Source organism: Streptomyces sp. ICBB 8177 (assembly GCF_003144095.1).
Lineage (GTDB): Bacteria > Actinomycetota > Actinomycetes > Streptomycetales > Streptomycetaceae > Streptantibioticus_D.
This window is the reverse complement of record NZ_NSKH01000023.1, coordinates 340,930-358,848: the sequence shown is the minus strand read 5'-3', so window position 1 is coordinate 358,848 and position 17,919 is coordinate 340,930. Positions and strand designations below refer to the sequence as shown.

Here is a 17,919-nt window from a genome sequence, read left to right as displayed (position 1 = left end):
CCCGGGCGCTCCCGTGGAAACGGGAGGCGCCCGGGGCCGCCGACGCCGCAATGAGGCCTATGGGCGACGAGATGACGGCACGCTTCCTGGCCGACGGCTTCGTGCGGATACCAGGGGCGTTCGACGAGGGGACCGCGCGCGCCGGGGCCGAACTGCTGTGGCGGGAGTGCGGGTTCGACCGTGACGACCCGGCGACGTGGACCGAGCCGGTGGTGCGGCTCGGCGACATGGCGCAGCCGCCGTTCGCACGGGCAGCCAACACGCCCGTGCTGCACGCCGCGTTCGACCGGCTGCTCGGTGCCGGGCGCTGGCGGCCGCGCCACTCGCTCGGCACGTTCCCGCTGCGCTTCCCGCACCCGCAGGAGCCGCTGGACACCGGCTGGCACATCGAGGGCAGCTACCTGCCCGAGGGCGCGCGGTGGTACCACGCCAACTGGCGCTCCCGGGACCGGGCGTTGCTGATGCTCTTCCTGTTCTCCGAGGTCGGCGAGGACGACGCGCCCACGGTGGTCCGCGTCGGCTCGCACCTCGACGTGCCGCCCGTGCTGCGCGGGCACGGCGAGGCCGGCGCCTCGATCCTCGCCCTCGGCGCCGAGGTGGCCGAGGCCTGCGGACACCGCGAGGAGGCGTACGTCACCGGGCACCCCGGGGACGTCTACCTGTGCCATCCGTTCCTGGTGCACCGCGCCCAGCGGCACACCGGCACCCGGCCCCGCTTCATGGCGCAGCCCCCGCTGCACCCGGTCGGGCCCTGTCCGGTCGAGGACGAGGACCGGGTGCCGCAGCGGTGCCCGCCGGTGGAGCGGGCGATACGAAACGCGCTCGGGCTGCCGGTCGGCTGAGCCACGCGCCCCGGTAGCGGCGGGGGCGGACGTCAGCCGGTCGCAGGCGGCGGGGGCGGGCGTCAGCTGTGGGTGGAGATCGTCTTGCCGGTCGTGGCGTCCACCACCTGGCGGTGGTCGAGCGGGGCCTTCAGCATGGTGCTGACCGGGGCGTCCTTGACGAAGTCCGGGCACATCTGGCCAGGCTTCTGGGTGTTGACCACTTCGAGCGTGAGGATGACCTTGCCGGTCGTCTCCTGGGACAGCAGTTGCGCGTGCTTGCAGCCGCCCACCGAGGTCGTGACGGTCAGCTTGCGGTCCTGCCCCGAGACGGCGACCGGCGCGGCGATGGCCTGCTTGACCGTCGTGCCGGTACCCCCGGAGGGAGAAGTGCTGGCGCTGTGGGACGGGCCGGGGCTCATCGGCGCGGAGCCGCTTCCGGTCGAGACGGTCTTGGTGCCGCAGCCGGTGAGCACGGCGCCGGCGACGAGGGCCGCCGCGCCCAGGGAGAGAAGTCGTCCGTTCATGTGGATGTGACGGATGAGGTGCCGATCCGGTTCCGTCCCCCCGGCGTCCGCCTCCGCGGTCCCGTGCGGAGGGTCCGGCGGCACCGCGCCGTCCCGTGCGGATCACGGTGAATTCAGGCCGAGTTGGTTACCGGGGCGTAGTCGCGCGGTTCGGGCGCGGTCTACGCTTCGTGCCGCTCGTGACCCGACCGTCACCCGAACCCCTGGGGGAACCGTGACCGCACCCACTCTGCGCGCCCGTGCCGCCGCCCTGCTGCTCGCCACCGCGGCCCTGACCGCCGCCGGCACCGCGACGGCGCACGCCGACTCCCCCGGCGGCTGGGTGGAGACCGGCACCTCGACCGTCAACTCGCTCACCGGTGGCGAGGGCATCGCCACCCAGGCGGACGGATCGCTGCTGACCAGAGGCCTGGGCTCGATCCCGCTGTCGCTGCGCATCGCCGGCTGGAACCACGTCGGCGACCCCGATATCGCCGACGGCTACGTCTTCGACGCGTACCAGGGCGGCGACTCGGCGACCTCCAAGATGTACGCGGTCACCACGCCGGGCGGTCAGCGCTACGAGTACACGCATCCGCTGGACTCGGGCGAGGAGCTGAACAACTCCTTCGACACCGTCTCGCCCGACGGGCAGTGGATGGTCTCCGGCGAGTGGGGCGACATGAACCGGCTGGAGGTCTTCCCCGCCCCGCTGCTCAACCCCTCGACGCCGCGCACCGGCGGCACCCTCGCGCAGGCCGGACAGATCACGCTGGACCGCACGGTCAGCGACATCCAGGGCTGCGACTTCGTCTCGGGCACCCGCCTGGTGTGCAGCTCCGACGACGCGGCGAAGGACGTCATCCAGGTCGACCTGCCGCACGCGCTGGACGGCTCGGCGGTGACCGGGCACGTCACGACGCTCTTCCAGGTGCCGCAGCAGAGCATCTGCTCGGGCACCTTCGAGGCCGAGGGCATCGACTACGACCCGAACGCGCGCGTGCTGCGCGTGGAGATCGTCCCGCCGAGCGTCTGCGAGGTCGCCACGACGGTGTACTCCTACCGGCCCACCACCGGCTGACCTCACCGCCCGCCCGCACGCGGGTTGGCCGTCGCTCACGGGACCCGCTCCGCCAGGCGGGTCGCGTCCACGATGCGAAACGCCGTTCCTGGATAGTGAGATCACGGCCTAGGGTGGCGTACGTCAGGCGTCACTCCGGTGAAGGGCGGGTCCCATGAGCGACCACCACGGCACGTACACCCACGGACACCACGAGTCGGTGCTCCGCTCGCACCGCTGGCGCACCGCGGAGAACTCCGCCGCCTATCTGATCCCGCGACTGCGGCCGGGCATGCGGGTGCTGGACGTCGGCTGCGGGCCGGGGACCATCACCGCCGACCTGGCGGAGCTGGTCTCCCCCGGCGGGCGGGTCACCGCGGTGGACGCGGCGGACGACGTGCTGGGCTCCGCGGCCCGCCTGGCGGCCGAACGCGGCCTGGACAACGTGGAGTTCGCGACCGCAGACGTCCACGCGCTGGACCACCCGGACGACAGCTTCGACGTCGTCCACGCCCACCAGGTGCTCCAGCACGTGGCCGACCCGGTGCGCGCGCTGCGCGAGATGCGGCGGGTGTGCAGGCCGGGCGGGATCGTCGCGGCGCGGGACGGGGACTACCACGGCTTCGTCTGGTACCCCCGGCTGCCGGAACTGGACGAGTGGATGGCTCTGTACCAGCGGTGCGCCCGGGCCAACGGCGGTGAACCGGACGCCGGGCGGCGGCTGTTGTCGTGGGCGAGGCAGGCGGGCTTCACGGACGTCACGGCGACGTCCACCACCTGGTGTCACGCCGACGACGAGGAGCGGGCGTACTGGGGCGGCATGTGGGCGGACCGGGTCGTGAAGTCCGCGATGGCCGAGCAGGCGGTGCGCGACGGCTACGCCACGGCCGGCGACCTGCGGCGCCTGGCGGACGGCTGGCGCGCCTGGGCGGCATCCCCCGACGGCTGGTTCTCCCTGCTGCACGGGGAGATCGTCTGCGTGGCGTGAGCGGCGGGCCGGCCTCGGTCGGACCGGGGCCGGCGCGTCGTCGTCAGGCGCGGGTGCGCCGCGCCGCGATCCAGGCATAGACCAGGACACCTGCGAAGAAGAACAGGACGCCCTGGTAGACGGCCGCGTACCCGGCGCCCGCGACCAGCCACACGGAGAAGGCGAAGGCGCCCAGCGCCAGGACCAGGTCGCGGGCGAGAGCTCCCGGCCGCACCCGGTCGCGCTCGCCGGACAGCAGCCAGTACACCTGCGCGGCCGCCGCCAGGAGGTAGGGCACGGTGGCGGAGAACGTGGTGATCAGCACGAGGGTGTTGAAGACCGCGGACGACCCGCAGGCGTAGTTGACGACCGTCAGCAGCGACGCGAGCGCCACCCCGGCCAGCACCCCGAACGTCGGCACCCCGCGCGCCCTGCGGGCGAACACCGCGGGGAACAGCCCGTCGCGCGCGGCGGCGTAGGGCGCCTGGGCGCTCATCAGGGTCCAGCCGTTGAGCGCGCCGACGATGGAGACCACCGCGGCGGTGGCGATGAGCGTGCCGCCCCAGTGACCGCCGAACATGGCGTCCACCGCGTCGGAGAACGGCGCCCCCGACTTCACCAGCGCGGCGTGCGGCACGGTGCCGAAGACGGCGACGGTGCCCAGCAGGTAGACGAAGGCCGCGCCGATGGTGCCCAGCACGCTGGCCCGGCCGACGTTGCGCTCGGGGTCGCGCACCTCCTCCGCGCTCATCGCGGCGGACTCCACGCCCACGTAGGAGTACAGCAGCAGCGCCGCGGAGGCCGACAGCCCGCCGACCCAGCTCCCTCCACCGGGGTGGAACGGCCCGAGGTCACGCGGATCGAAGAAGAACAGCCCGGCCACCGCGACGAACAGCAGCGGCAGGAACTTCAGCACCGTCGAGACGATCTGCACCGCGCCCACCCAGCGGGTCCCGGCGAGGTTGGCCAGGGCGGGCAGCCACAGCGAGGCCAGCGCCACGGCCAGCCGCTCGGGCGTCGAGAAGTGACCGGGGACCACCACGTCCACGTAGCCGACCGCGCCGACCGCGAGCGCCGCGTTGCTGACCCAGGTCATCACCCAGTACGACCACGCCGACAGGAACCCCGCGAAGTCCCCGAACGCCTCGCGCGCGTAGACGTACGGGCCTCCGGTGCGCGGGTGCCGTCGCGCCAGCCGTCCGAAGACCAGCGCCAGCGCGATCGCGCCCACGGTCAGCACCACGAACGCCAGCAGGCTCACCGTGCCGAACGGCGCCACCGACGCGGGCAGCAGGAAGATGCCGCCGCCGATGATGTTGCCCATGACCAGCGCGGTCGCGGTGGGCAGCCCGAAGCGACGGGAGTGGCCCGATGTACCGCCGTGCGCGGTGCGCCCCGCGGTGGCGGGGGTCTGCGCCGGGGCGGTGGGGGCCGGTGCCTCGGTGGCGGTGTCGTGCATGGGGTGGTGCGCCTTCCTCTCCTCCCCGGCACGCCGTGCCACCGGTGTCCGCGCAAGGGTGGGCGCGGCCCGGCGGGGCGAAAAGGAGGATCATCCTCCGGATGGGGAGGCCCCCATGGTCCCCTCAGGCGTCACCCTGTACCAAATCGCCGTCTTTTATGCCGTACGCGTCGGGCTGCTCCGGAAAAGCTGCGGTCGGCGCGGTGCCGGGCCGCAGGTCCTCCAGGGCGATCCAGTCCCGCAGTACGGCGTGCACCGACTCGGCGCCGACCAGCGGCGACGGTGGCGCGGGAAGCTCGCGCGGGTACAGCAGGAACGGCCGGGACTGCTCCCCGCCCAGGCCGCCGTGCGACCCCACCTGCTCCTCGAAGGCGTGCACCTCGCCGGTGCGCGGGTCGTAGGCGGAGTTGACCATGATGTCGGCGGCGTGCGCGAAGCCGTCGGTGCGCAGCACGGCTCGCGCCACCTCCTGCCCGAACGGTGCCAGCGGATCGGCCCCGGTGATCCGCCCGGTGGCCAGCTCGTGTTCGGCGCCGTCCGCCCCCAGCACGACCGGCCCGCACCGGGCGTCGCGCACCAGGACGAAGCCGATGCCGGGGTGATCGGCCAGCCTCCGCAGCAGACCGGGGTGCAGGCGGTCGATCCGCTGCCGGGTGAGCCGGCCGGGCGCCTCGGGGAAGGAGATCAGGCCCAGGTTGCCGGAGCCCAGCACCACCGGCTCCGCGTCCCGCCCCCGCGCCCGGCGGCGTGCCTCGCCGCGTTCGGGGCGGCGCAGTGCGGCGCGTGCGGCGGTGCTCGACTCGCGCTCCTCCTCCGCCGCGCCCCGCACCCTCCCCTCGCCGGGCAGCCGGCAGCCGGAGCGCACCAGATCACGCAGCGAGATCCCGTACGCGGCGGCGAACGGCGTGCCCGGGCTCTGGCCGTGGTCGGACAGCAGCACGAACCGGTAGGGGCGCGGGGCGTACCGGGCGGTCCCGGCTATCAGGCCGATCACCCGGTCCAGCCGCCGCAGCACCTGGTCGGTGTCCCGCCCGCGCGGCCCCGAGTGGTGGGCCACCTCGTCGTAGGCGACCAGGTCGGCGTAGACCGTGCGGCGCCCCGCGAGGATGTCGCCGATGACGGCGGCCACCACGACGTCCCGCTCGACCACGGTGGCGAACGCCCGCAGCACCGGGTACAGCCCGCCCCGGCCGACCGGCCGCCGCCGAGCGCGTATGCGGGCCCGCAGCGACTGCCCGATCTCGCGGGCGACCTCGGCGGCGAAGGAGACGGCGGTGCGCGCGGCGTGCGCCGGGTCGGAGAAGTAGGCGAAGTACCCGGATCTGCTGCGGTGTCCGCGATCGCGGCGGACGGCCACCGACAGCACCAGCGCCAACTGGTCCGCCCCGCCGGTGAACAGGTTGCCCCGGCTGGCCGCGTCGACGGCGAGCAGGCCGGGAGCGCCGGTGCGGCTGATGGCGCGGCGCTGCAACTCGGCGGCGGACGACGGCCGGTTGCAGACCATGACCTGCCCGGTCTCCTTCTCGTACCACCGGAAGGCGGGCACGTCCTCGTTGCTGCCGTGCAGGATGCCCAGCTGGCTGGCGCCGGTCTGGCTGCTCCAGTCGGTGTGCCAGGGCACCAGCGTGTGCGTCGTGGCCGTCCAGCGGGTCAGCGTCTCCATCAGCGGCGGCTTGAGCGCGTTGCCCCGGCCTCCGCCCCGGCGCACCCGCATCGCGTCGCGCAGCACGTCGTGGCCGACGCCGTCGAGCTGGATGATCACCGTGCCGGGCGTGGCCGTGGTGTGCGCGCGGTCGGCGCGCCGGCGTCCGGCGAGCCGGGCCAGGCGTCTGCGGTGCGCGTCGTCGTCCCGCACCGCGAGCCAGGTGCTGGCGGCGGACGAGGTCGCCGACATCACGGCGGCCACGACGACGGCGGTCTCCGGGGTGGACGCTGCGGTGCCGCCGTACGGCACGACACTGAGCGCGATCAGGAACAGCAGGCCGTTGAGCAGGAACGTCGACAGGCCGAGGACGTAGGCGGGGACCAGCAGCAGGGCGCGCACCAGCAGCGGCCAGACCAGGGCGTTGAGCAGGCCGAAGGTGCCCGCGCCCGCGGTGGCGGCGAGCACGATGTCGGTGGCGCTGCCGCCGCGAGGGGACTGAAGGGTCAGGTCGGGCAGCAGTCCGGCCAAAACGGCCAGCGTGGCGCTGCCCACCGCCCACACCGCGAGCACCCGCAGCAACGCGCGGGTCACGCCGCGCCAGGTGAACGACGGCGTCACCGCCTCCGCCCGGCGCCACGCGCGCCTCCACCAGGCAGGGCGCGCCGCCCGGCCGGTCCGTGCCGCTCCCTGGTCGTCCATCGCCGCTCACCTCCCGCGCTCGCTCCCCCTCAGACTGTCACAGGACCGGCGGGGGGCCGGAGTTGTCCACAGGGCAGAGCTTCCGCTGCCCGCCCGCCCTCACCTCACCCCGCAGCGCCTACGCTCGGGCCAAGGGCCGGCGTCGCGAGGGCGTGGGGCGGGCGGCCCGGACCTGTCGTTCACGGGACCCGGTGGAGCGGACGCGCATGGAGATCACATGGTGGGGGCATGCCAGCGCCACCCTGAGCGACTCGGGGACGCGGGTGCTGACCGACCCGTTGTTCGCCTCACGGCTGGCGCACCTGCGCAGGCGGCGCGGCGCCCTGCCCCCCGCCGCCGCGGCGGTGGCCGACGTGGTGGTCGTCTCCCATCTGCACGCCGACCACCTGCACCTGCCCTCGCTCGCCCGGCTCTCGCCCGGCACCCTCGTCGTCGTCCCGCGCGGCGCCCGTGCCGCGGTGCCGAAGCTGCGGGGGCTGTGCCGGCGGCGCGGCCTCGACGTGGTCGAGGTGGAGCCGGGGGACGAGGTGCGCGCGGGGGCGCTGCGCATCCGCGCGGTCGAGGCCGCGCACGACGGCCGGCGGCTCCCCTTCGGCCCGCACACGGCGCCCGCGCTGGGCTATGTGGTGCACGGCGAGGCGGTCACCTACTTCGCCGGTGACACCGGGCTGTTCACGGGCATGGCCGAGCAGGTCGGGCGGTGCGACGTCGCGCTGCTGCCGGTCGGCGGCTGGGGCCCGTACCTCGGCCACAACCACCTCGACCCGGGCCGGGCCGCCCGGGCGGTGGCCGAGCTGGCGCCCAGCCTCGCGGTGCCGGTGCACTACGGCACGTACTGGCCGATCGGTCTCGACGCGGTGCGCCCGCACGAATTCCACTCCCCCGGCACGGAGTTCGCCCGGCTCGCCGCCCACCAGGCGCCCGGGGTCACGGTGCGCACCCCGGCGCACGGCGGGAGCGTCCGGTGGGAGGCGCGGCGGTGACCGGGTGGCTCGCGCAGGCGGCCACCGCCGGGGCCTCCGCGGCTTCCACGGGACGGGCGATCGGCTATCCGTCGCTGTTCCTGCTGGTGGCGCTCGGATCACTGGTGCCCGTGGTGCCGACCGGGGCAGTGGTCAGCGGCGCGGCGGTGGTCGCGTTCCAGCAGACGACGCACGGCACCGACCCGTTCGCCCTGCTGTTCGTCTTCGTGACGGCCGCGCTCGCCGCACTCGTGGGCGACGTCGCCCTGTACTGGCTCGGGCAGCGCGGCGCCCGTTCGGCGGGCGGGTCGCGCGGGCTGGAGCGGCTGCGGCAGCGCGCCGACCCGGACCACCTGGAGACGGCGCGGCTCAGGCTGGAGCAGCACGGCACCGTGGTCCTGGTGCTCTCCCGGCTGGTCCCGGCGGGGCGGATACCGGTGATGGTCGCCTGCCTGCTGGCGCGGGTGCCGCTGCGGTCGTTCGTGCGCGGTGACGTGGCGGCGGTGGTGGCGTGGGCCGTCGCGTACCAGACGATCGGGATACTGGGCGGCTCGCTCTTCCCCGCGCCGTGGGAGGGCGTGGCCCTGGCGGTCGGCCTGACGCTGCTGATCAGCGCGGCCCCGTACACCTGGCGTGCGCTGCGCGGCCGGGCCCGCCGGAAGGCGCCGCGCGGGGAGGACGAAGGGGCGCACGACACTGGGTGAGTGCCGTGCGCCCCAAGGGATTTGACGTCACGTCAGGTCGAATGGCGATCGGCCACGGAACGCAGTCGAGCCCGATCTGACGCTACGTCAGTTCACGCCCTTGCGTACCCGCATGGTGATCGCGATGCCCGCGCCGAGGGCCACGACCACGGCCGCCCCGATGCCGATCGGCAGCGTCGGGAAGGAGGAGCCGGTGTCGGCGAGCGCCTGGGTGGACAGGTCGTCGGTGCTGACCGGGTTGCCGGTGGTCCGGTCGCCCGCGTCCGGGTCGGCGACCGGGTGGATCGGCCTGACGGAGGCGACCGAGCCGTTGGAGTTCAGCAGCACCTGCCGGTCGTTGGGGCGGCGGAAGTCGAACATGCCCGACAGCGAGCCCGCGCGCTGGTCGAAGGAGGCGTCACCGATGCGGCCGGTGCCCCAGTTGTCCTCGATGAACCTGGTGATCGAGGCCTGCTCGGTCTGCGTGTGGTCGATGGAGTCGACCTTGCTGTAGGGGGAGATCACCAGCAGCGGCAGGCGCGGACCGGGGCCGCAGCGGTCCTGGTAGCCGCCGACGGCCTTCGGGCCGGACTGGCAGGCGGGGCTGTCGGTGGCCTTGCCGTTGGAGCCGACCGTGCTGTCCTTCGAGCCGTTCTTCGGCGCCGCGTAGACGTGGTCGTACCAGCCGTCGGAGTCGTCGTAGGCGATGACGACGGCGGTGTCCTGCCACTGGCGGGACTTCTGCAGTTCGTTGATCTCCTTGACCAGGAAGTGCTGCTCGTCGGTCGGGTCGGAGTAGCCCGCGTGACCGTCCTGGTACTCGCCCGCCTTCAGGAAGCTGACCGCGGGCAGCTTGCCGGCCTTGACCACCGCGTCGAAGTCGGTCAGGTCGTAGTTGTGGTTGGCGCGTCCCGCGTGCCCGATCTCGTTGACCGACTTGGGCGCCAGGTGGTGCGGGTTGGAGGTGGAGGCGTAGTACTGGAACGGGTCGTGGTGCGGGCTGTAGTCCTCGGAGGCGTCACCGCCGACGTTGGCGTGCGTGGTGCCCGCGCACTTGGCGTAGTCGCCCTGCTTGCCGTCCCACGCGGTGCTCGGCCGGAAGCCGCCCTGGAACCAGCCCCAGCTGACGCCCTTGGCGTTCAGCAGGTCGCCGATGTTCTTGCCGGTCATCTCGCCCAGGGCGTTCTTCGCCGTGTGGTCGGTGTCCGAGCAGTCGTCGAAGGCCGGGTCCGGGTCGTTGATGACGGTGCCGACGCCCTTGGCGTCGGGCGAGGCCACCGTGTACGAGTCCGGGGTCTTGGTCTGCTTCGGGTGCGTGGTGCTCGACGTCGGGTCGGTGGAGATGACGCCGTGCGTCTGGCCGGAGACCAGCTCCAGCGCGCCCGGGGTGGACGGGCCGTACGTCGAGGCGAAGGAGTTGTCGCCCAGCGAGTAGTGCTGCGCGTAGTTCCACAGCGCGGTGACCGTGTTGCCGTCGTAGTAGTCCGTCGACAGGCCCGGCTCGCCGTACAGGTTGCCCGAGCACTTGCTGGTCTCGGTGTTCTGCACGAACTGGTCGGCCTTGCCGCCGTCGTACGCGTACTGCTCGGGACCGTAGGAGTGGTTCTGGTCGCAGGTCAGGGCCTGTGACGGGCTCAGCCGCTGCGGGGCGTACTCGTTCGGGTTCGTCTTCAGCAGCCCGGCGTTGAGCAGGTTGTTCGCCTTCGGGGTGCGCGCCGAGGCGGTGAACCTCGTGCCGTCGGTGTTCGCGGCCTGCGGGTACGTGGCGAAGTAGTGGTCGAACGAGACGTTCTCGTCGTAGATCACCACCAGGTGCTTGATCGGGGTGGCGGTGGATCCGCCGTGCCCCGGGTGATGGTGCGCGGGAGCCGCCATCGCGGTGGCGCCGCCGCCCGCCACCGCGAGCGCGGTGGCCGCGACCACCGTTGCCCAACGGCGCGTCGCGCCCGGTGCCTTGCCTGAGCCGACCATGCCTAGTCCTCCGTATGCTGCGGTGTTGCCGCGTTTCGAGCGGTGATGCTCGTGCTTCGGTGCGCCTGGCGGAAGGAGTCTTGATGATCTCCAGGTGAACAGTTCACGTCAATAGCGTGCGTCCGAGCCAGTCGTGAGTGTCGCGCGCGCCGGGCAGCGCGTAGAAGTAACCGCCGCCGAACGGCGAGATGTAGTCCACCAACGGCTCGTCGCGCAGCCGTTTCTGCACGGTGGTGAACTGCCGGTCCAGGTCCTGCTGGTAGCAGAGGAAGACCAGGCCCATGTCCAGGTTGCCGTTGGAGTCCATGCCGTTGTCGTAGTTGTAGGCGCGGCGCAGGATGCGCTGGTCGGCGGTGGCGGCGGTGCGCGGGTTGGCCAGCCGGATGTGGCTGTCGAGGGGGATGACGTCGCCCTTGGGGTCCTTGGCGTACTGGGGCACGTCGGTCTCGCGGTCGCCGTCGAGCGGGGCGCCGGTGTCCCGGTTGCGGCCGAACATCCGCTCCTGCTCGACGATGGACACCCGGTCCCAGAACTCCACCAGCATCCGGATGAGCCGGACGACCTGGTAGCTGCCGCCGGTGGCCCAGGCGGGCTCGCCCGCGCCCGCACCGACCCACACCAGCCGGTCCATCTCCCGCGCGTCGGTGGTGTCCGGGTTGGCGGTGCCGTCCTTGAACCCCATGTGGTTGCGCGGTGTGCCGCTGGGGCGCGGCGGGCTGACGAAGCCGTCCATCCGCCAGCGCACCTGGGCGGCGCCGCGGGTGGCGCGGGTGATGTCGCGCAGCGCGTGCAGCACGGTGTCGGTGGAGTCGGCGCACAGGTGCAGACTCAGGTCGCCGCCGCACCAGTCGGGGTCGAGGTCGTCGTTGGGGAACGATTGCATCTGCCGCAGCCTGCGCGGCTTGCGCGCGGCGAGCCCGAAGCGGTCGTCGAAGAGCGAGGCGCCCGCGCCGAGGGTGACCGTCAGGCCGTCCGCCGGGACGGTGGGCCCGAGGGTGCCGGAGTCGGAGGGCGGCGCGGTGATGCCGAGCGGGGCCGGGGAGCCGCCCGCGGTCAGGAAGCGGGCCCGGTCGGTGATGGTGCGCAGCAGGCCCGTCAGGTCCGCGCGGTCGCCGGCGGTGACGTCGAGTGAGACCAGCGTGGAGGCGCGCTGCGCGGGCGTGACGATGCCCGCCTGGTGGACTCCGTGGAACGGGACGGTGCTGGGCGGTCCTTCGCTCGCCGCGGCCGACGAGGGCGCGGCGGAGGCGCCGGCCGCGCTCGCCGTGGCCGCCGTCCCGATGCCCGCCGCGGCGGCGCCCCGCAGGAACCACCGGCGTCCGATGCCGTTCACGAAGTCCTCCGTACGTCGAAGACGGCCGCCACGTCCGCGAGTTGCTCGACCGCGCCGCCCGCTGCGGAGTCCAGTTGTTCGCGCTGGTCGCGGCTGAGGCTGTCCAGCGCGGTCCAGGTGCCGTCGCGGTCGAAGCCGTCCAGGGTGTTCTGCAACCGGTCGAGCGCCTTGTCCAGCGCGGGCAGGCCTCGGTCGCGGCTGGTCAGCAGCGGGCGGATGTAACCGAGGACGGTGCGGGTGCCGTCGAGGTTGGCGCGGGCGGTCGCGAGGTTGGAGTGACTGCCGTAGTCGGTGCGGCCGGTCAGCTCGAACTGCACGGTGTTCTCCAGGATCTCGTGGGCGCGCAGTCCCATCTGGAGCGGGTCCATCCGCGCCTGCGGCCAGGACGCCTTCAGCGCGTTCACGTCGCTCACCAACCGGGCCGCCGGGCCCTTGAGGCGGTCGGCGCTCTGGCCGTGCCACAGGCCGTACTCGATGCGGTGGAAGCCGGTGAAGTCCGGGTCGTCCAGGCCCTTGACGAGGCCCGCCGTGGTCCCGTTGATCTTGCCGTCCGCATCGCCGAAGGTGCCGTAGGCCGCGCCCATGCGCTCGTAGACCAGGTGCGCGGTGAGCCAGTCGGAGCGGGCGGCGCCGAGGTCGCCGCCGTCGATGTCGTCCTTCAACGTGGCCACGCGATCGGCGAGTTGGCTCATCTGGCCGCCGATCCACTTCTGGTACGCGAGGGTCGGCGGGATCAAATCCTGCTCGCTGACGACCGCGGCGGCCGGGCCCGCGGCGGCGTGCCCTGGGATCCGCACGGTCGGCCCGGTCATCGCGTCGGCGTCGTCGGGCAGGCACTTGAACGCGTAGGAACCGCCACCGAGCGTCACGTCCAGGGTGCGGGTGGTGTTCGGGGCCAGGCCCTCGATCTCGCCGTAGACGGCGCCGGACTTCGGGTCGACGATGTCCACCTCGGTCGGCCCGTCGGAGGCGTTGGTCACGTCGAAGACCTGCCGGCCGGCGTGCGGACGGGTCCAGCCCTGGCCGCAGGCGCCGAGCGAGACGCGTACCGCCGTGTGCGGCAGGCCGTCCGAGGGTGCCGAGGAGGCGGCGGACGCGCGGTGGCCCGTCCCGCAACCGGTGAGCACCCCGCCGAGGACGCCGACCGCGAGCAGCATGCCGGCGGCGGTCAGGGGTGCCCGGGGGGTGCGGGGTATGCGGGTCACTGGCGGCTCTCCCAGAGGTCGGCGCGGGACGGCGATCAGCTTAGGGTCACCAAAGCGCCACGAACACGCATCCGGTCCACGGAGCCGCGAATTCCCCGGGAGTTCACCCGCCCGGCACTTCGGGCGCGCCGGGGGCGGGGATTCACACCGTCTCGGGGCCGTCGTCCAGGACGCGGGAGGCTCCGACGGCCAGGTCCCACAGGTCGGCGCGGGGGCGGCCGGTGGCGGCCCACGCCCGGCGGACGCGCAGCAGCGGTTGCAACGGCGGCTCGCAGGAGAGCAGGAACGTGCCCCAGTGCATCGGCGCCATCACCCGGGCGCCCAGGTCGAGGGTGGCGCGCACCGCCTCCTCCGGGTCGGTGTGCACCGGCCGCAGCAGCGCCCGGGGAGCGTACGCGCCGATCGGCATCAGCGCGACGTCGATACCCGGGTGGCGGCGGCCGATCTCGGTGAACCAGTGGCCGTACCCGGTGTCCCCGGCGAAGTAGACCCGCCGTCCGCCGCGGTCGGTGAGCACCCAGCCGCCCCACAGGCTGCGGCAGGTGTCGGAGAGCGTGCGCTTGCTCCAGTGGTGCGCGGGCACGAAGTCGAAGCGCACGCCGCCGAGTTCGGCCCCCTCCCACCAGTCGAGTTCGGTGACCCGGGTGAAGCCCCGGCGGCGGCACCAGGCGGCGAGCCCGGCGGGCACGAACAGCGGGGTGCGGCGCGGGAGGCGGCGCAGCGTCGGCAGGTCGAGGTGGTCGTAGTGGTTGTGGCTGATGACCACCGCGTCGACCGGCGGCAGGTCCTGCCAGCGCACCCCGACCGGCGTGACCCGCGCCGGGGTCGCGAGGATGCGCCGGGACCACACCGGGTCGGTCAGCACGGTCAGGCCGCCGACGCGCACCACCCAACTGGCGTGCCCGGCCCAGGTGACCGCGATCGTGCCGGCGTCCACCTCCGGCAGCGGTCCCGGGGCGACGGGCAGCGCGGGCAGGTCCGCGGCGACGTCGGCGCGGCGCGGGCGCAGGCCGCCGGACCAGCCCGCCCGGACCATGGCCGCGAAGCCCGGCAGCGGGGCGGTCATGCGGTCGGCGAAGGAGCGCGGCCAGGTGCGCGTCTCGCCGAGCGGGCGGGTCACCTCGGCCGGGCGCGCCCCGGCGACCAGGCGTTCGGCGGCGCCGGGCACGCGGTCCGGGTGATCCGTCCGGTCGGTCTGATCGGTCATCGGGGCTCCAATCGGTGGGGGAACCGGGCGGCCTCACTGCGGTCGGGCGTGCGGTGGCGGTGGGGGCGCGGGCGGCGCCGCGCGGACGGACCGTATGACGGTAGTTCAGGCGGCCGTCAGTTCGGTGAAGGCTCTGCCGAGCGCGGCCAACGCCGAGGCGACATGTGGCACGCGCAGCGGATCGGTGGCCGCCGCAGCAGCCTCGCGCTGCTCAGGGTTGTCGCCGTACATCACCGGCACCGCGATCCGCACCCGGGGCGCCCGCGGGTCGTCGCCGAAGCGGTGGCCGGGTGCCGCGCCCGGCAGCAGGCGGGCCAGCTCGTCCGGACCGGTGACCCCGTGCGCGGCAAGCGCCGGGCGCAACGGCGCGAAGTCGGCGTAGAGATGGAACCCGCAGGCGGGCGGCAGGCACAGCGCGCCGGCCTCCAGCAGCGCGTCGTGCGCCGCGCGGGCCACGGCCCCGTGCAGACGGTTCGCGCTCGTGCGCCGCAGCCGCAGCGGGCCGGGTTCGGTGAGGGCGAGCGCGGCCGCCTCGGCGACCGGCGTCACGATCACCGCACCGAGCCGGGCGAGGACGTCGCACACCGGATCGCGCAGAGCGGCGACCGGTCCGTTTGCCGGGAAGCGCGCGACCGCCGCGGGCCAGCCGGACGGCAGGGCGCCGGCGGCCAGGTCGGTCAGCACGACGGTCCGCCCCGGCAGCGACTCGGCGGGGCTGAGGACCACGGTGAGCGGGGCGTGCAGCACGTCGCGGAAGGTCTCGTCGGAGACGATCAGCAGGTCGGCCTCGGCGGCGGCCTCGCAGACCTCGTGCACCAGCTCGGGCGGCGCGACGGTGCCGGTGGGGTCGTCGGCGACGCTCAGCACCACCACCCGGGGCCCGGGCGAGCCGTCCGCGCGGGCCCGGCGCACCGCTTCGAGCAGCGCGACCGGATCGGGCACCCCACCACACTCCGCCGGGGCCGCGACCCGGTGCACCCGGCGCCCGAGCAGTTCGGCCTGCGGCGCGTACCAGGCGGCGGTGGGGCGGGTCAGGACGAGGTCGCCGCCGGTCACCGCGAGCAGGGCGAGCAGCAGCGGCGCGGGACCCGGCGCCATCAGCACCTGCTCCGCGGCCGTGGCGAGGCCCCGGCGCTCCCAGTGCCCCGCCGCCGCGGCCCGCACCGTACGGCTGCCGCCGGGTGGCTGGGGCGGGGCGTCGGCGGACAGGGCGAGGCGCTCGGCCGTCTCCGGCGCGACCGGCAGCCCGGCATCGGTGGTCACGTCGCCACGACCGCCCGTGGTCCGCTGCATCCGTCGCCTCCGGCAGGTACGAGCAGGTACGAGATGGGCTCGTGCGCTACGTACCCCGGTGCGCGCCGAAGATCACACCGGCGCGGCGACCGGCCCGCGGCCGGGCCCCCGGGCCCGCGGGGTCTGAGGCCCGCCGTGTGCGGCCCTCAGACCATCTCCTCGCCCGCCCGGGCCCGGGCGCCGGCCCGGGTGCGGCCCGCCGCGGGGCGCCGGTCGGGGTGGCGGCGCAGGTACTCCGCCTCCAGCGCGGCCATGCGCGAGCTGTGCGTGCGCAGGGCTTCGTCGGAGGCGTACAGCAGCGTCTCGTGCCGGGTGCGGTGGATGGCTTCCAGCTCCCGCAGCAGCAGCCGGTCGTCGAGTTGCTCGGGAGCCACACCGTTGTCGTACTCGGCCATGGGCGCGTTCCTTCCCGGATCGGTCCGCAAGGGCCCGCGGGGACGCGTCGCGGCCGTCCCCGTACCCGACCAGTATCGCCACCCGGCCCCCGGAGCGCACCCGCCCGTGCCCGCGGTCAGTCGCCGGGGCGCGTCATCTCGGCCGTGATCGCCCAGCGTTCGTGGTCCCGCCAGGCGCCGTCGATGAACAGGAAGTCCGGGGAGAGGCCCTCCAGGCGGAAGCCCAGGCGCTTGGCGAGGGCGATGGAGGCGGTGTTGGCGGGCTGGACGTTGATCTCCAGCCGGTGCAGGCCCATCGCCGGGCCGAAGGCGTACCGAAGCAGCAGCCCGACGCCTTCGGTGACCAGGCCCCGGCCGGTCAGGAAGGCCCCGTAGCCGATGGCGCCGCACTGGAAGGCGCCGCGCACGATGTTGTTGACGGTGACGTAGCCGGCCAGTTCGCCGGTGTCGGCGAGGCAGATCGCGAAGCCCTCGCGGGACGGCTCGTCCAGCCGCTCCAGGTAGGCCTCGAAGGCGGCGGTGGTGCGGGGCGGGAAGAGCCAGGGGTGGTGGACCTCGGCGTTCTCGCGGGCCTTGCGGGTGTACTCGTCGCGATCGGCCCGCGTCAGGTGGCGCAGGGCCACGCGTTCGCCGCTGATCAGGTAGTCGTCGGGCATCCGGTGATCCTACGAGCGGCGCGTGGCGTGCGCCGCGTGGTTTTCCGGGAATGATTCGCGGCATTCCGGGCAGGGCCAGGGCACAGTGCAAGCGACGCGGGAGGAGCCCGCCATGCAGCGAGGCAGCGACCGGCTGAGCGTCCACAAGGACGAGGAGATGAAGCACGAGCTCCAGGGGCTGATCCGCTCAGGACACCCGACGCGGTCCGAGGAGTGGCACGACCCCGAGCCCGCCGCTGACGACGACCCGCAGGTGGCCTCGGGCCCGGTGGCGCCGGGCGCGCCGGACCCGGTGGAGCTGCGGTTCGAACTGGCCCGCTATCTGGGGCGCGGCGCGTTCCCGGCCAAGCGGCGGGTGCTCGTGCGGCGGATGGCGGCGGAGCACGCTCCGGACCCGCTCACCGACCGGCTGCGCGACCTGCCCGACGGGACGACGTACCGCAACGTCGGTGAGGTGGCGGAGGCGCTGACCGGCCTGTCCGGACGGTAGGCGCCGCGGTCGCCGCCCGAGCGGCGGCCGTACGGCACGAGCGGGCCCCCGCCGCGGCGGGGGCCCGCTCTCACGCCGGGGGCCGGGCGGACCGAGGTCCCCTCAGGCGCCTCCGGCGAGGGAGGCGAGGGCGCGCACGCCCTGACCCTGCACGGTGAGGGTGTCCGGCGACCCGGCGTCGATGGACAGCGACAGGTCGTCGGCGGGCCAGCCCTGTCCCAGCAGGGACAGCCGCACCGTGCGGTAGCTGTGGATCTGCGGCAGGGCCTGGGTGAGCCGGTCCTCGGAGGTGAACACCGGGACCAGGCGGATGCCGTCGCTCTGCTCGTAGACGGGAAGGTGGATGCTGCCGGGCTCACCGTCGCCCTCCGGTCCCGGCAGGTCGTCGGGGACCGGCAGCAGTACGTCGCTGGCGGCGAGCGTGCCGAGGGCCACGACGTCGTCGCGGTCGGAGGCGAGCTGGTGCAGCGCCTGCTGGACGACGGCGGGGTCGCCCTGCGCGCCCGGCGTGTTCTCGGTCATGGTGTCCATACCCTTCTTCGCGGGTCGGTCCGACGGTGACGCGGG

General features: G+C 74.2%; 17 protein-coding genes. 6 read left to right on the top strand and 11 right to left on the bottom strand.

From position 1 onward, the window contains the following. Positions 1 to 59 precede the first annotated feature (59 nt). Positions 60 to 842: a phytanoyl-CoA dioxygenase family protein gene (locus CK485_RS22055; protein WP_199239474.1), complete on the top strand. Its 783-nt coding sequence runs from the start codon at positions 60 to 62 to the stop codon at positions 840 to 842. 62 nt (positions 843 to 904) lie between these two features. Here CK485_RS22055 and CK485_RS22050 read toward each other — a convergent pair whose 3' ends face one another. Continuing rightward, on the bottom strand, positions 905 to 1,348 hold the full coding sequence (locus CK485_RS22050) for a hypothetical protein (protein ID WP_109453598.1): 444 nt from the start codon (positions 1,346 to 1,348) through the stop codon (positions 905 to 907). A 271-nt stretch (positions 1,349 to 1,619) separates the two neighbouring features. Between CK485_RS22050 and CK485_RS22045 the strand changes: the two genes are divergently transcribed. Further along, positions 1,620 to 2,408 carry a hypothetical protein gene (locus CK485_RS22045; RefSeq protein WP_241968596.1) on the top strand — a complete coding sequence of 263 codons (789 nt, stop codon included), beginning with the start codon at positions 1,620 to 1,622 and terminating at the stop codon, positions 2,406 to 2,408. A 154-nt stretch (positions 2,409 to 2,562) separates the two neighbouring features. After that, entirely contained in the window at positions 2,563 to 3,375 is an 813-nt protein-coding gene (locus tag CK485_RS22040; RefSeq protein ID WP_109453597.1) for a methyltransferase domain-containing protein, read from the top strand. 43 nt (positions 3,376 to 3,418) lie between these two features. On the opposite strand, the gene CK485_RS22035 is transcribed toward CK485_RS22040, so the two are convergent. Together CK485_RS22035 and CK485_RS22030 are read right to left on the bottom strand one after the other, a co-directional pair. Next, a complete protein-coding gene (locus tag CK485_RS22035; RefSeq protein ID WP_109453596.1) occupies positions 3,419 to 4,813 on the bottom strand; it encodes an amino acid permease in 1,395 nt (464 codons plus the stop codon). Positions 4,814 to 4,937: 124 nt separating this feature from the next. After that, positions 4,938 to 7,157, bottom strand: a complete 2,220-nt coding sequence (locus tag CK485_RS22030; RefSeq protein ID WP_109453595.1) for a phage holin family protein — start codon at positions 7,155 to 7,157, stop codon at positions 4,938 to 4,940. 206 nt (positions 7,158 to 7,363) lie between these two features. Here CK485_RS22030 and CK485_RS22025 point away from each other — a divergent pair, with 206 nt between their 5' ends. Both CK485_RS22025 and CK485_RS22020 read left to right on the top strand, forming a co-directional pair. Continuing rightward, complete coding sequence (locus CK485_RS22025) at positions 7,364 to 8,140, top strand: MBL fold metallo-hydrolase (RefSeq protein ID WP_109453594.1); 777 nt, start codon at positions 7,364 to 7,366, stop codon at positions 8,138 to 8,140. After that, complete coding sequence (locus CK485_RS22020) at positions 8,137 to 8,823, top strand: VTT domain-containing protein (RefSeq protein ID WP_109454329.1); 687 nt, start codon at positions 8,137 to 8,139, stop codon at positions 8,821 to 8,823. Before CK485_RS22025 ends, CK485_RS22020 begins: the two co-directional genes overlap by 4 nt. An 87-nt stretch (positions 8,824 to 8,910) precedes the next feature. Here CK485_RS22020 and CK485_RS22015 read toward each other — a convergent pair whose 3' ends face one another. From CK485_RS22015 to CK485_RS21985, 7 genes are all read right to left on the bottom strand, one after another. Then, on the bottom strand, positions 8,911 to 10,773 hold the full coding sequence (locus tag CK485_RS22015; RefSeq protein WP_109453593.1) for an alkaline phosphatase family protein: 1,863 nt from the start codon (positions 10,771 to 10,773) through the stop codon (positions 8,911 to 8,913). A 103-nt stretch (positions 10,774 to 10,876) separates the two neighbouring features. Then, entirely contained in the window at positions 10,877 to 12,106 is a 1,230-nt protein-coding gene (efeB, locus tag CK485_RS22010) for an iron uptake transporter deferrochelatase/peroxidase subunit (RefSeq protein WP_109453592.1), read from the bottom strand. Beyond that, positions 12,103 to 13,263: an EfeM/EfeO family lipoprotein gene (locus CK485_RS22005; RefSeq protein ID WP_109454328.1), complete on the bottom strand. Its 1,161-nt coding sequence runs from the start codon at positions 13,261 to 13,263 to the stop codon at positions 12,103 to 12,105. Before CK485_RS22005 ends, efeB begins: the two co-directional genes overlap by 4 nt. 190 nt (positions 13,264 to 13,453) lie before the next feature. Further along, positions 13,454 to 14,518: an MBL fold metallo-hydrolase gene (locus tag CK485_RS22000; RefSeq protein WP_109453591.1), complete on the bottom strand. Its 1,065-nt coding sequence runs from the start codon at positions 14,516 to 14,518 to the stop codon at positions 13,454 to 13,456. Positions 14,519 to 14,623: 105 nt separating this feature from the next. Continuing rightward, positions 14,624 to 15,811, bottom strand: coding sequence for an aminotransferase class I/II-fold pyridoxal phosphate-dependent enzyme (locus CK485_RS21995; RefSeq protein ID WP_109453590.1), 1,188 nt, complete (start codon positions 15,809 to 15,811; stop codon positions 14,624 to 14,626). A 146-nt stretch (positions 15,812 to 15,957) separates the two neighbouring features. Further along, positions 15,958 to 16,206 carry a DUF6158 family protein gene (locus CK485_RS21990; RefSeq protein WP_109453589.1) on the bottom strand — a complete coding sequence of 83 codons (249 nt, stop codon included), beginning with the start codon at positions 16,204 to 16,206 and terminating at the stop codon, positions 15,958 to 15,960. A gap of 116 nt (positions 16,207 to 16,322) precedes the next feature. Beyond that, positions 16,323 to 16,862 (bottom strand): GNAT family protein, encoded by a 540-nt coding sequence (locus CK485_RS21985; protein ID WP_109453588.1) that lies wholly within the window; start codon positions 16,860 to 16,862, stop codon positions 16,323 to 16,325. A gap of 112 nt (positions 16,863 to 16,974) precedes the next feature. Here CK485_RS21985 and CK485_RS21980 point away from each other — a divergent pair, with 112 nt between their 5' ends. Further along, on the top strand, positions 16,975 to 17,352 hold the full coding sequence (locus CK485_RS21980; protein WP_109453587.1) for a DUF2795 domain-containing protein: 378 nt from the start codon (positions 16,975 to 16,977) through the stop codon (positions 17,350 to 17,352). A gap of 102 nt (positions 17,353 to 17,454) precedes the next feature. Here CK485_RS21980 and CK485_RS21975 read toward each other — a convergent pair whose 3' ends face one another. Beyond that, positions 17,455 to 17,874, bottom strand: a complete 420-nt coding sequence (locus CK485_RS21975; protein ID WP_109454327.1) for an SseB family protein — start codon at positions 17,872 to 17,874, stop codon at positions 17,455 to 17,457. Positions 17,875 to 17,919: the final 45 nt, after the last annotated feature.

Coding starts and splice junctions, on each gene's coding strand:
- CK485_RS22050 (WP_109453598.1), bottom strand. CDS start 1,348: ATGAACGGACGACTTCTCTCCCTGGGCGCGGCGGCCCTCGTCGCCGGC.
- CK485_RS21975 (WP_109454327.1), bottom strand. CDS start 17,874: ATGACCGAGAACACGCCGGGCGCGCAGGGCGACCCCGCCGTCGTCCAG.
- CK485_RS22025 (WP_109453594.1), top strand. CDS start 7,364: ATGGAGATCACATGGTGGGGGCATGCCAGCGCCACCCTGAGCGACTCG.
- CK485_RS21990 (WP_109453589.1), bottom strand. CDS start 16,206: ATGGCCGAGTACGACAACGGTGTGGCTCCCGAGCAACTCGACGACCGG.
- CK485_RS21995 (WP_109453590.1), bottom strand. CDS start 15,811: ATGCAGCGGACCACGGGCGGTCGTGGCGACGTGACCACCGATGCCGGG.
- CK485_RS22030 (WP_109453595.1), bottom strand. CDS start 7,157: ATGGACGACCAGGGAGCGGCACGGACCGGCCGGGCGGCGCGCCCTGCC.
- CK485_RS22000 (WP_109453591.1), bottom strand. CDS start 14,518: ATGACCGATCAGACCGACCGGACGGATCACCCGGACCGCGTGCCCGGC.
- CK485_RS22005 (WP_109454328.1), bottom strand. CDS start 13,263: ATGCTGCTCGCGGTCGGCGTCCTCGGCGGGGTGCTCACCGGTTGCGGG.
- CK485_RS22040 (WP_109453597.1), top strand. CDS start 2,563: ATGAGCGACCACCACGGCACGTACACCCACGGACACCACGAGTCGGTG.
- CK485_RS22035 (WP_109453596.1), bottom strand. CDS start 4,813: ATGCACGACACCGCCACCGAGGCACCGGCCCCCACCGCCCCGGCGCAG.
- CK485_RS22015 (WP_109453593.1), bottom strand. CDS start 10,773: ATGGTCGGCTCAGGCAAGGCACCGGGCGCGACGCGCCGTTGGGCAACG.
- CK485_RS22055 (WP_199239474.1), top strand. CDS start 60: ATGGGCGACGAGATGACGGCACGCTTCCTGGCCGACGGCTTCGTGCGG.
- CK485_RS21980 (WP_109453587.1), top strand. CDS start 16,975: ATGCAGCGAGGCAGCGACCGGCTGAGCGTCCACAAGGACGAGGAGATG.
- CK485_RS21985 (WP_109453588.1), bottom strand. CDS start 16,862: ATGCCCGACGACTACCTGATCAGCGGCGAACGCGTGGCCCTGCGCCAC.